Consider the following 11,878-nt stretch of genomic DNA (forward strand, 5'->3'; position numbering starts at 1 on the left):
GGGTGGGGGGTGGGCACTGAGATGGTTCCTTCCCACGCATGTGACACACAGAGGTCGTGCCGCCGAAAAAGGAGGCCCGGTTGGTGCGTACCTCTTTTGGCGCGGCGCGGGAGGTGCTAATTCACCGACGGCGAATCGGACGCGGTCCACAAATCACGTGCGACATCCGGCCATTCCCCCCGCACGCGCGTTTCACTCTTCCACAACCCCCACACGGCCAACAAGGCGCGCGGACAACATCCCCGCCATTGACAGAAAGTCAGAAACGGCGAACGGATGCACGTGACTCGCACCCGTTTTCGACATTTCCCTGCGACCCATGTGAATCGGGCACCGCGTCCGTTCCTCAGATCTGCCAGGAACGCAGCCGGTCCGCCGCGCCGTACACGTCGGTGGTGCCGGACAGCAGGTCGCGGGCGAGGTCGACGAGGGCGCCGTAGGGCGGGTCGATGCCGACGCCGCTGACGAACATGTAGGCCACGGCGGTCGCACAGGCGAAGCGGGCGTTGGCCGAGGGCAGCGGCCTCAGGACGGTGATGGTGTGCAGCAGCGCGGCGGCCCGCCAGGCGGGGTCGGAGTTCACCCCGAGGCGGGGCGGGTCCACGCGATGCCGGGCGACGGCGGCGACCAGCGCGGAGAAGTCGTTGACGGTGGGCTGGTCCGGCAGGACCTCCTCATGGCGCTGAAGCAGCCAGGGCACGTCGATATGGATCACGGGCGCCATGGGTCAGGCGGCCCGCCCTTCGCCCTTGGCGGGCGGTTCGTCGTCGGGGAACGCGGCGGCGAACTCGTCGGCGTGGGTGGAGAAGAACCGGCGGAACGCTTCCGCGCCTTCCTGCAGGGCCCGGTGGCGGGCTATGTCGGCCGCGGCGGCCTCTCGCACGAGCGCCTTCATGGACGTACCTCGCTCCTTGGCGATCTGCCTGAGGTCCTCAAGTTCGCGGTCGCTGAACTCCACGTTGAGAGCTGGCATGCCTTCACGGTACCGCTCGGGTACTGACTCGTAAATACCCCCAGGTCAGGTCGGTTGCCGTGTGGTACCGGGGCGGCGGTGCACCTGAGATGTGGGTCACATCGGTCCGTGCGATGTCACATTCCGGGGCCGTGCCCGGCTCGCAGTGGTGAGCGCGCCAGAGGAGGCCCCCGCATGACCGAGAGCTCCGTACCCGGCACCGGCACCCCGCTCGACGCGGCGACCGGGGTGTTCGTCGACCATCGTGAGCTGCTGTTCGGCGTCGTCTACAACATGCTCGGCAGTGTCGCCGACACCGAGGACGTCCTGCAGGAGACATGGCTCTCCTGGACGGCCCGCGGCGGCGGCGCTCCCCTGGACGGTGTCGACAACCCGCGTGCCTATCTCGTCCGGGTGGCCGTCAACCACGCGCTGCGCCGCCGTGCCGTGGTCAGCCGCCGGCGGGAGACGTACGTCGGCCCGTGGCTGCCCGAGCCCCTGGTCGCCGACGTCGCCGGAACCGCCGAGGACCCGGCCCTGCGTTCGGAGTCGGTGTCGTTGGCGATGCTGGTGGTGCTGGAGTCCCTGACACCGCTGGAGCGGGCCGTGTTCGTGCTGGGCGAGGTCTTCGGCTACCCGCATGCCGAGATCGCGGAGATCATCGACCGCTCCCCCGCTGCCGTCCGGCAGCTGGCGCACCGGGCCCGCCAGCACGTGCAGGCGCGGCGGCCGCGGTACGAGGCGCATCCGCGGGTGCGGCGGGAGGCGACCGAGCGGTTCGTGCGCGCGGCGCTCGGCGGGGACATCGCCGAGCTGATGGAGGTCCTCGCGCCGGACGTCACGGCGTGGACGGACGCCGGCGGCAAGCGCCGGCGGGCGAGCCTGCGTCCGGTGCACGGCCGGGACAAGGTGGCCCGTCTGCTCACGGCCGGCCGGGGCGGCCCGGACCACCCCGTCTGGCAGTACCGGCGTGTGAACGGGGACGACGCGGCGGTGCTGCTCGACGGCGACGCGCCGTTCGCCGTCCTGGTCCTGGACCTCACGCCGGAGGGCGACCGGGTGCGCGGGATCTATGTGGTGGCCAATCCGGACAAGCTCGCCCACCTCCCCGGGGCGGTGGCGTGAGCGCCGGGCGCGGCGAGCGCATCACCGACTGGTTCGGCGGGCGGCCCGTCGGGCACGATCCGCGCCGGGCCCTGGCCGGGCCCGGTCAGGAGTGAGCGCGGCAGAACTCCCGGACGGTCCGGTTGAACGGCTCCGGCGCCTCGATGTTGCTGAGGTGCCCGACGCCGGGGAGGACGACCAGGGTGGCCCGCGGGACCGCTTCGAGGAACTGGCGGGCGACGGTCTCCACGGGTGAGCGCGCGTCGAGCTCGCCCCACAGCAGAAGCGTCGGCACCTCGATCTTCGGCAGCAGATCACGCTGGTCGGCCTCGGCCATGACGGTGAGCTCGGTCCGCATGCTCCGGGCCCGGGCGTCGGCCGACATCACCGACAGCAGGCGTACGGCTTCGGCGGACGGCTGCTCGGCGAAGAGGCCCGGCATGGTCGGTGCGAACACCTCGGCCGGGACCGCGAGCATCCGTTCCGCGCCCTCGACCCGTGCCCGCACGTCCGCCGCGGGCAGCGAGCCCTTCCAGCCCGCGTAGGTGTCGACGAGGAGCAGCGTCCGGACGAGCTCGGCGTGGTGCCGGTAGAGCTCCAGCACGACGGTCCCGCCCCAGGACAGGCCGAGGACATGGGCCGGGCCGAGGTCCACGTCCTCGACGACGGCCGCCAGACAACGGGCGTAGTCGGCCAGGGTGAAGGAGAGCGGTACGTCGGAGGAGCGGCCGGCGCCCGGTTCGTCCCAGGCGACGACGGTGAACTCGCCGGCCAGGTCCTCGGTCTGGCCACGGAACAGCCTGGCGTCCGTCGTGGCGCCGTGCGCGAGCACGAGGGGCGGGCCCTGACCCACCCGGTCGTACACGACCTCGATGCCGTCGACCCGCACCGCTGGCATGACACCAGGCTACGCGCGCGTGCCGGGGGCGTCCTGTCGGCGGACGCCCCCGGCACGCGGCACGCTCCCCCTCCTACCCCTGGTCCGCCACGAAGGAGGCCATGCGGGCCAGGGCGGCGTTCCAGTTGATCGTGTGCTCGTTGGTCGACCAGGACTGGATGTCGTCGATGTAGCAGAACTGGCCGACGCAGCCCTGGAGTTTGCTCTGTGCGTAGGGGTCCTGGATGCTCGAGTTCGGCCCGCCCGCGAGGGTGCCCTTCGGCGGGCCCGGCTGGTTCGGGTCGAGCTGTCGGGCGTACCAGCGGCTGTGCTGGTTCTGCGCGCTGACCTCGCCGTAGCCGGTGACGTAGGAGATGTTCAGCGCGTTGCGGCCCAGGATGTAGTCCATGCTCTGCAGCGCGCCGTCCCGGTACTTCGAGGCGCCGGTGATGTCGTACGCGGTGGCCAGGACGACGGCGTTGTTGAGGACCTGGTGGCTGGAACCCCAGTCGTACTTGTCGCCGTCCGGTGCGTACGGCATGCCGTAGGGGTGCGCCTTCAGGGTGGCCAGGTAGCGGTCGGCGCCCTTGATCACGGACTTGCGCACCTTGTCCCGGCCGGGCAGTCGGCTGGGCACCGTGGCGAGGTCGAGCCGGCCGGCCGCGCCGGTGCGGGCCCAGTCGAATCCGATCGGCTTGAAGAGGTCGGCCGTGTGGACCGGGGACTTCAGGACGTACTCCTCGAACCGCTTCTCCCCGGTCGACAGGTACAGCTCGGCCGCCGCCCAGTAGAAGTCGTCGGTGACGTCGCTGTCGGCGTAGGCACCGCCGCCGATGCCGTCGCTCTCGGAGGCGAGGCGGTCGGGGTGGGCGAGCGCCGCCGACCAGGCCTTGCGGGCGGCGGCCAGGGCCTTGCCGGCGAAGGTCTTGTCGTAGGGCCGGTACAGCCGGGCCGCCTGCGCGGCCGTGGCGGCCAGGTTCAGGGTCGCGGCCGTGGACGGCGGGTGCAGTTCGCGCTTCTGCGGGTCGTCATGGGGCATCAGCGGGAGGCCGGTCCACTGTTCGTCGTGCATCTTGTGGTGGGCCATGCCGGCCAGCGGCTTGCCGTCGGGCACCTGCATCCTCAACAGGAACTCCAGCTCCCAGCGGGCCTCGTCGAGGATGTCGGGGACCTTGTTGCCGCTCTCCGGGATGGCGAGCGTGCCGTCCCCGAGCTTGTCCGCCTGCCCGGTGCGGGCGTGCCGGGCGCGTTCGTAGGTGCTCAGCAGCTCCCAGGCGGAGATGCCGCCGTTGACGACGTACTTGCCGTGGTCGCCCGCGTCGTACCAGCCGCCGCTGACGTCGAGGGTGTAGTCGCACACGCCGGGCTGACAGGGCACCGAGGTGTCGCCCTTGTTGGGTGCCACCCCCACGTGACCGGCCGGGCGGCCGTAGCCGGGCCGCAGGTCGTCGCGTATGGCGAGGCCGCTGCGCTGCGTGTAGTAGTACTTCGCCGAGTCCAGCCGGAGCCGCTCGTAGGCGCTCGCGTCGATGTCGAAGGGACGGCTGGTCTCGCCGTCGGCGACCAGCGTGAGGCCCGTGCCCTTCTTGCGGTACGCGCCGAAGTCGATCGAGTGGACGTTCTGCCCGGAGGAGGCGTCGACGCCGCGCGGCAGGGTCTTCCCCCGGGCGACCACCCTTCCGGCGGAGTTCTCGAGCTGCCAGGGCAGCCTGGCCGTGGCGTCGGTGACCAGGGTGGCGTTCTTCGGGCCGGCCGGCAGATAGCCGACCTGGTTCACGCGGACCCGGGGCCCGGTGTCTGGCTCGTACGGTTCGGGCGCCACCCCGCCCAGCAGCGATACGTCGTCCATGCAGAAGCGCCAGGCGTCCGCGCTGCCGCCGAGCTGGAAGCCGACCTGCCCCTGAGCGGTGTCGACGGGCGAGGTGAAGGTGTACGAGTAGGTGTCGCCGGAGACGCTGAGCTGCGGTGTCACCTCGTAGTAGGTGTCGTACGGCGACACCGACAGGCCCACGATCGCCCGCACCACATGCCCGGCGGGTGTCCCGGTCGCGCTGAACGAGAAGCGGTACGACTCCCCCTTCACGAGGGTGATGTCGTTCTGCCCTACGGCGGCGTCCCAGCGGTTGGCGGTGCCGCCGGGGACGTCGGCGCAGAGCCCGCCCCCGGACAGGCCCGCGGTGACGTTGCTGGTCGTCCACCAGGGGTCGGTTGTGGTGTCGAAGGTGCCGTTCCTGACCTGCTCGACCTCTTCGGCTCCGGCCGACGCGGAGGGCAGCGCGGTGAGGGCGGTCGCCAGCAGGGCGGTCAGGGACAGCAGTGCGGTTCTGCGTCGTTTCACGTCTGGGCTCCTCCGGGAGGTGCGGGTGGCGCTCGGCGTGGGAGCGCTCCCAGATGCGGACGCAAGCCATCGTTGTGGCTGAGGTGACACTCCGTCAACGGTCCGGACGGGACTGGCTGTTCACCGCCCGTCCGGACCGGGGCGGTCTAGAGGGTGTCCAGCCGGCTGATGCGTATCGCGCCGCGCGCCTCGTCGGGGTGGCGGCTCGTCAGGGTGAGCCGGATCCGGGAGCCGCGGAGGGGCTCGAAGGTGATCGCGGTGGGGGCGTCGGAGGCGGTGGCCCAGCCGATCTCGGTGTTCCGCGGGGCCTGCCACACGCGCCCGTCCCAGACCGCCACCTCGATCGACGCGGGCAGGCTGTGCGCGGCGTCCACCGTGAAGAAGACGTCCACCCGGCCGAAGCCGCGGGCGCGCCCGTGGTCGACCGAGACCCAGTCCTCGGCCCGCGCCCCGTCGAAGGCGGGCAGCAGGGGCGTGGCCTGCTTGAAGAACCCGTTGGACCAGCCGGTGGCCGGGTCTCCGTCGAGCATGGCGGCCGGCAGGGTGTCCGGGCGGCCGGAGTAACTGGCGTCCGCGTGCGGGTGACGGACGGGAGCCGGGCGCTCGGGCCCGAACACGGCCGGGGCCGTCTCGGCTCGGTCCTCCGCCCGGGTGGCGCGTACGGTCGCCCTGCCGGTGCGCAGCCCCTCGGCGCGGGCGGTCACTGTGACCGCGCCGGCCTTCGTGCCGGACCTGACGATGGCGAGGGCCTTGCCGTGGAAGGCGGTCCGGGTGCTCGCCTGGTAGCGCTCGGCGCTCTCCTGGCGGCCGTTGTCGAGCCCCGCGAGGGAGCCGCCCGCCACCTCGAAGGAGAGCAGGTGTTCCGCGTCGGGCACCACCACACCGCGCCGGTCGACGACCTCGGCGGTCACGAACAGCAGGGAACGGCCGTCCGCGGCGAGGGACGTGCGGTCCGCGCTCAGGCGTATCGCGTGCGGGGCTCCGGCGGTGCGCAGCACGTCGGTGGCGACCACCTTGCCGCCCTGCCGTGCGACGGCCTTCAGCTCGCCCGGCGCGAAGGGCACCCGCCATGTGAGGTGGAGCTTGCCGGCGCTGCCGTTCGGGCTGGTGTAGCTGCCGGGGTAAGGGCCGTCGGTGAAGGTCTTGTCGTCGCCGGTCGCCTCGGTCGTCTCCAGGTAGGCGCGGCCGTCGAGGGTCTTCTTGGTGTCGAACCGCCGTACGCCCAGGGACTTTCCGTTGAGGTACAGCTCGACGGTGCCGACGTTCGCGTACGCCCAGACCTCGACCGTGTCGCCTTTGGCGTGGTTCCAGGTCATCGGCAGCAGATGGACCATCGGCTCGCTGACCCACTGACTCCGGAACAGGTGGTACATGTCCTTCGGGAAGCCCGCCGTGTCGACCGCGCCGAAGAAGGACGCCTTGACCGGGAAGACGTCGTAGGGCGTGGGTTCGCCGATGTAGTCGATGCCCGACCAGAGGAACTGCCCGGCGAACCACTTGCGGTCCCGGTCCTTCTTGTGACCGTACTCGCCGCTCATGGTCCAGGAGGCGAGGTTGTTGTCGTAGGAGGAGGTGCCGCGCCTTCCGGGGGTGTGGTTCTCGCCGGTATTGAGGTGTTCGGGCTCCTGGTACTCGCCCCGGGTGGAGGTCTCCGAGGAGGACTCGGACTCGAAGAGGAACAGATGCGGGTAGGCCGCGTGCAGCTGGTCCACCGACTTGGCGGTGTTGTAGTTGAGGCCGAGGCCGTCCAGCTTGGCCAGCATGAGATCGGCCGCGGAGCCCTTGGCCGGCAGGCGGCGGTACTTGTCGGAGCCGATGACCAGCGGGCGGGTGTCGTCGGCGGCCCTGATCGCCGCGATGATCCGGTCGGCCATGGCGAGGCCCGCGGTGGCGGTGGAGTCGGGGACCTCGTTGCCGATGGACCAGCTCAGTACGGCCGGCGAGTTGCGGGCCGCCAGCACCATCTCGGTGGCGTCCTTCTCGCACCACTCGTCGAAGAAGCGGCCGTAGTCGTACCGGTTCTTGCCGGTGCGCCAGCAGTCGAACGCCTCCACCAGCATGACGAAGCCCAGCTCCTCGCAGACCTCGATCACCTCGGGCGCGGGCGGGTTGTGGGAGGTGCGCAGGGCGTTGACGCCCATGGACCGCATGATCTGCATCTGCCGGCGGACGGCGTCGATGCTGACGGCGGCGCCGAGTGCGCCCAGGTCGTGGTGGAGGTCGACGCCCTTGATCTTGTGGTGGGTGCCGTTGAGGAAGAAGCCCTCGTCCGGGTCGAAGCGGAAGGTGCGGAAGCCGAAGACCGTGCGGTAGGTGTCGGTGGTCCGGCCGCCGACGCGCAGTTCGGTGTGCAGGGTGTAGCGGTGCGGGGTCTCGAAGTCCCACAACTCGGGGCGCCGGACGGTGAGTTCCTGGACGCCGGTCCGCTCGGCGGTGACAGCCGCGGTGGAGGAGGTACGGGCGACCGTCCGGCCCTTGCGGTCGACGATCCGGGAGACGACCTCGACGTCCGCCTCCGCGCCCGAGGCGTTGACGACGGAGGTGGCGACCCGCACGACGGCCCGTTCGGCGGAGATCTCGGGCGTGGTGACGCGGGTGCCCCAGCGGGCCACGTGCACCGGCTCGGTGATCACCAGCCGTGCCTCACGGTAGATGCCGCTGCCGGAGTACCAGCGGCTGCTGGGGAGCCGGTTCCTGACCTGGACTGCGATCACGTTCTCGGTGGTGCCGTCGGTGTGCACCAGGTCGGTGAGGTCGAGGGCGAAGCCGGTGTAGCCGTAGGGGTGGCGGCCGGCCTCCTTGCCGTTGCAGTAGACCGTGGAGTCCATGTAGACGCCGTCGAACTCCACCGAGACGCGCTTGCCGGCGAGGGCGGGCGGCAGGGTGAAGGCCAGGCGGTACCAGCCGAGGCCCCCGGGCAGGAAGCCGGTGCCGCTGGTGGTGCCGTGCTCGGTGGTGGGGGTCTGCTCGATGCTCCAGTCGTGCGGGACGGCGGTCTCGCGCCATCCCAAGTCGTCGTAGCCGGGAAGGTGGGCGGCGGCGTAGGCGCCGGTCGGGTCGGTGATGCCGCCCGGATTGACCAGCGCGAAGCGCCAGCCGTCGCGCAATGCGACGGTCCGACGGCCGGACGCACCGCGTACGTCCCCGGCGGCCCACGCCTCCGGGGCGCCGAGCAGCGCTCCGGCCGCGGGCGCGGCCGCGGAGGCGAGCAGGACCGATCTGCGCGTGACCGACATGGCGGCTCTCCCTCATGAAGACCCAGAAGTACTCACAACTGATCGCGAACAAACAGATTCTGTCGACCTGTCACACGCGACCGTCAAGAGTGCGGGAGGGTCCTTCTCCCCCAGGGGACACTTCGGCCGGATTTACACCTTGCCCGCGGCCGCGCGGACGGCACGGGGGTTACCGGTCCACGCCGGGCGCCTACGGACTACGCTGGAACTCAACTGGCCTCCCTGTTCACTGTGAGTGTCCGTATGGAGTCGCGACGATGAGCCCGGACGAGGTGTTCGACGATGGCGTGGCCGCCCGTGCCGTCATCGCCGTCGACGGCACGCTCACCGAATGGAGCGAGGGCGCCCGCCGGCTGCTGGGCCACACCGCCGCCGAGGTCGTGGGCCGCCCGGCCGCCGCTCTGCTGGCGGACGGCACGGACCCGCCGCCGGTGCCCGACGACTCCCGCTGGAGCGGCACACTCACCCTGCGCCACCGCGACGGCCACCCGGTCTCCCTGTGGGTGATCGCCCACCGCAGACCGCCGGACGCAGCGGAGACGACCGACTGGCTGGCGGTGTCCCCGCCGGAGGCGGCCGGCCAGGGGCTCCCGGACAACCCGCTGGTACGCATCGCCCTGACCCAGTCGCCGTGCGCCACGATGATCTTCGACGAGCGGCTGCGGCTGCGCGGCGTCAACGAGGCCATGGCGGACCTCCTGGGGCTGCCCGCCGGGCGGGTGCTGGGCCTGAAGCCCACCGACATCGGCAGCCGGCCGCAGAACTCCGAGCTCGAGGAGAATCTGCGCCGGGTGCTGAGCACCGGCCGGCGGCAGGACATGCAGACGTACATGAAGGCGACCGGCGAGAACCGGGCGGCGCACGCCTGGCTGGCCAGGATGGCGCCGCTCACCGACGGGACCGGTCGGGTGCGGGGCGTGTGCGTGACCGCCCACGACTTCTCCGATCAGTACCGGTCACGGGAGCGGCTGCAGCTGGTCAACGAGGCGAGCGTGCGCATCGGCACCACCCTCGACGTCACCCGTACGGCTCAGGAGCTGGCGGACGTCTGCGTCCCCGCGCTCGCCGACTTCGTCAGCGTCGACCTCCTGGAGGCGCAGGAGCCCGGCGGCGAGACTCCGGGGCCGGCTTCCCCGCCGGTGCATCTGCGCCGGGCCGCCCACCAGTCGGTCAACAGGGGCAGCCCGGAAGCCGTCGTCAAGCCCGGGCAGGTCGACGTCTACCCGGAGAACTCCCCGCAGGCCGCCTCGCTGATCGCCGGGCGCACCGTCGTGGCGTCGGGTACGTCCGGCGACCTGGAGCAGTGGCTCGCCTGGGACCCGGCGCGCTTCCAGCGGGTCCACGAGTACGGCATCCACTCCACGATGTCCGTCCCGCTCCAGGCCCGGGGTACGACCCTCGGCGTGGCGGTCTTCACCCGCTTCCGGCGGCCCGAGGCGTTCAACGACGACGACATGCTGCTGGCCGAGGAGGTCACGGCCCGGGCCGCCGTCTGCATCGACAACGCGCGCCGCTACTCCCGCGAGCGCGAGACCACCCTCACCCTGCAGCGCAGCCTGCTGCCCCGCACCCTGCCGCACACCGCCGCTCTGGAGGCGGCCTCCCGCTATCTGCCGGCCACCCGCTCCGGCGTGGGCGGCGACTGGTTCGACGTGATCCCGCTGTCCGGGATGCGGGTCGCCATGGTCGTCGGCGACGTGGTCGGCCACGGCATCCAGGCCTCGGCCACCATGGGCCGGCTGCGCACCGCCGTGCGCACCCTCGCCGACATCGACCTGGCCGCGGACGAACTGCTCACCCACCTCGACGACCTGGTCGTCCGGCTGTCCCAGGAGTCCGGCGGGGACGACCGCACCGGAGAGATGGGCGCGACCTGCCTCTACGCGGTGTACGACCCGGTGTCACGGCGCTGCAGCCTGGCCCGGGCGGGACATCCGCTGCCCCTGCTGGTGCCGCCGGACGGCCCGGCCCGGCAGCTCGACCTGCCCTCGGGGCCCCCGCTGGGTGTGGGAGGGCTGCCGTTCGAAAGCGCCGAGGTGGAACTGCGGGAGGGCAGCGTCCTGGCGTTCTACACGGACGGGCTGCTGGCGAGCCGCGAGCGGGACGTCGACGCGAGCGGCCGGATGCTCCGCGAGGCCCTGTCGGCGTCCTCCGACTCCCTGGACGAGACCTGCGACCGGGTGCTGCACAGCCTGCTCCCGCCGGGCGGCTCCAGTGACGACGTGGCCCTGCTGCTGGCCCGCACCCGCGGCCTGCCGTCCGCCCAGGTCGCCACCTGGGACATCCCCGCCGACCCGGCGCTGGTGGCCCCCATCCGCAAGCAGGTCGTCGACCAGCTCGAACGCTGGGGCCTGACCGAGGCCACGTTCACCGCCGAGCTGGTCGTGAGCGAACTGGTCACCAACGCCATCCGCTACGGGGCCCCGCCGATCCGGCTGCGGCTGATCCATGACGAGGCCACCCTGATCTGCGAGGTCTCCGACACCAGCCACACTGCTCCGCACCTGCGCCGGGCCAAGACGTGGGACGAGGGCGGCCGCGGTCTGCTCCTGGTCGCCCAGCTCACCCAGCGCTGGGGCAGCAGGCACACCGCCGAGGGCAAGACGATCTGGTCGGAGCTGGCCCTGCTCGGCGACGAGGTCTGAGCGCGCTCCGCCCGGCCGGTGACGGCGGCCCCTGACCTGGACGGCGGGGCCGCCGAGGGGCTCGCGCTCGGCGTCGTGGTGCGCGCGGTCGTCGACCAGGGGCTCGCCGACGCGCTGCGGCGTGTTCTGCCCGACGGGCCGGGCCTGTTCACGCTGCTGGGGGTGGCCGCGCTGGCCGCCGTCCTGGCGAACCTCATCAACAACCTGCCCGCGGTGCTGGTGCTGGTGCCTCTGACCGCCGGGGCCGGTCCCGGCGCCGTGCTGGCGGTACTGCTCGGTGTGAACATCGGCCCCAACCTGACCTACGCCGGATCACTGGCGACCCTGCTGTGGCGGCGGATCGTGCAGGAACACGGGCACCGGGTCGGGGTCGGGGAGTTCACACGGCTCGGGCTGCTCGCCGTGCCGGCAGCGCTGGTGCCGGCCGTGGTGGCCCTGTGGCTGTCCCTGACCGTGGTCGGGACCTGAGCCGCACACGCCGGTCAGCGGCGGCCGTCTCCGCCATAGCCATAGCCGCCGTAGCCAGGGCCGTATCCGTAGCCGGGGTAGCCGTGTCCCGGGGTGCCGTACCGGCCGTCCGCGTCGCAGTAGTAGCCGTAGCGGTGGCAGGGCGAGTCGGTGGCGGCCGGGCTGCTCGGCGTCGGCCGCGGGGACGGGGAGGTCGCGGACGGCGTCGGAGCGGGCTCGGGTGTCCTCGACGGGGTGGGGACCGGCGTGGGCGTGGGG

7 protein-coding genes and 2 pseudogenes are annotated in these 11,878 nt (G+C 72.0%); 3 read left to right on the forward strand and 6 right to left on the reverse strand.

What is annotated here, in order from left to right:
* Positions 1–346 precede the first annotated feature (346 nt).
* Together C1J00_RS27815 and C1J00_RS27820 are read right to left on the reverse strand one after the other, a co-directional pair.
* Positions 347–724 carry a hypothetical protein gene (locus C1J00_RS27815; protein WP_031110699.1) on the reverse strand — a complete coding sequence of 126 codons (378 nt, stop codon included), beginning with the start codon at positions 722–724 and terminating at the stop codon, positions 347–349.
* A 3-nt stretch (positions 725–727) separates the two neighbouring features.
* Positions 728–973, reverse strand: coding sequence for a hypothetical protein (locus C1J00_RS27820; protein WP_062930854.1), 246 nt, complete (start codon positions 971–973; stop codon positions 728–730).
* Positions 974–1,147: 174 nt separating this feature from the next.
* On the opposite strand from C1J00_RS27820, the gene C1J00_RS27825 reads away from it, so the two are divergent.
* Positions 1,148–2,077 carry a sigma-70 family RNA polymerase sigma factor gene (locus C1J00_RS27825; RefSeq protein ID WP_102911761.1) on the forward strand — a complete coding sequence of 310 codons (930 nt, stop codon included), beginning with the start codon at positions 1,148–1,150 and terminating at the stop codon, positions 2,075–2,077.
* Positions 2,078–2,162: 85 nt separating this feature from the next.
* On the opposite strand, the gene C1J00_RS27830 is transcribed toward C1J00_RS27825, so the two are convergent.
* From C1J00_RS27830 to C1J00_RS27840, 3 genes are all read right to left on the reverse strand, one after another.
* Positions 2,163–2,954 (reverse strand): alpha/beta fold hydrolase, encoded by a 792-nt coding sequence (locus C1J00_RS27830; protein WP_102911762.1) that lies wholly within the window; start codon positions 2,952–2,954, stop codon positions 2,163–2,165.
* Between the two features lie 73 nt (positions 2,955–3,027).
* Positions 3,028–5,271 carry a glycoside hydrolase family 9 protein gene (locus tag C1J00_RS27835; RefSeq protein WP_102911763.1) on the reverse strand — a complete coding sequence of 748 codons (2,244 nt, stop codon included), beginning with the start codon at positions 5,269–5,271 and terminating at the stop codon, positions 3,028–3,030.
* Between the two features lie 146 nt (positions 5,272–5,417).
* Positions 5,418–8,507 (reverse strand): glycoside hydrolase family 2 TIM barrel-domain containing protein, encoded by a 3,090-nt coding sequence (locus C1J00_RS27840; RefSeq protein WP_102911764.1) that lies wholly within the window; start codon positions 8,505–8,507, stop codon positions 5,418–5,420.
* 257 nt (positions 8,508–8,764) lie between these two features.
* Between C1J00_RS27840 and C1J00_RS27845 the strand changes: the two genes are divergently transcribed.
* Positions 8,765–11,152 (forward strand): SpoIIE family protein phosphatase, encoded by a 2,388-nt coding sequence (locus C1J00_RS27845; RefSeq protein WP_102911765.1) that lies wholly within the window; start codon positions 8,765–8,767, stop codon positions 11,150–11,152.
* Between the two features lie 60 nt (positions 11,153–11,212).
* Positions 11,213–11,620, forward strand: a pseudogene (locus tag C1J00_RS27850) (ArsB/NhaD family transporter); the annotation flags it as partial.
* Between the two features lie 14 nt (positions 11,621–11,634).
* On the opposite strand, the pseudogene C1J00_RS44775 reads toward C1J00_RS27850, so the two are convergent.
* Positions 11,635–11,878: pseudogene (locus tag C1J00_RS44775) on the reverse strand (hydrolase); the annotation flags it as partial.

It is taken from the genome of Streptomyces cahuitamycinicus, assembly GCF_002891435.1.
In the GTDB taxonomy this organism is placed as follows: domain Bacteria; phylum Actinomycetota; class Actinomycetes; order Streptomycetales; family Streptomycetaceae; genus Streptomyces; species Streptomyces cahuitamycinicus.

Coding starts and splice junctions, on each gene's coding strand:
- C1J00_RS27815 (WP_031110699.1), bottom strand. CDS start 724: ATGGCGCCCGTGATCCATATCGACGTGCCCTGGCTGCTTCAGCGCCAT.
- C1J00_RS27820 (WP_062930854.1), bottom strand. CDS start 973: ATGCCAGCTCTCAACGTGGAGTTCAGCGACCGCGAACTTGAGGACCTC.
- C1J00_RS27825 (WP_102911761.1), top strand. CDS start 1,148: ATGACCGAGAGCTCCGTACCCGGCACCGGCACCCCGCTCGACGCGGCG.
- C1J00_RS27830 (WP_102911762.1), bottom strand. CDS start 2,954: ATGCCAGCGGTGCGGGTCGACGGCATCGAGGTCGTGTACGACCGGGTG.
- C1J00_RS27840 (WP_102911764.1), bottom strand. CDS start 8,507: ATGTCGGTCACGCGCAGATCGGTCCTGCTCGCCTCCGCGGCCGCGCCC.
- C1J00_RS27845 (WP_102911765.1), top strand. CDS start 8,765: ATGAGCCCGGACGAGGTGTTCGACGATGGCGTGGCCGCCCGTGCCGTC.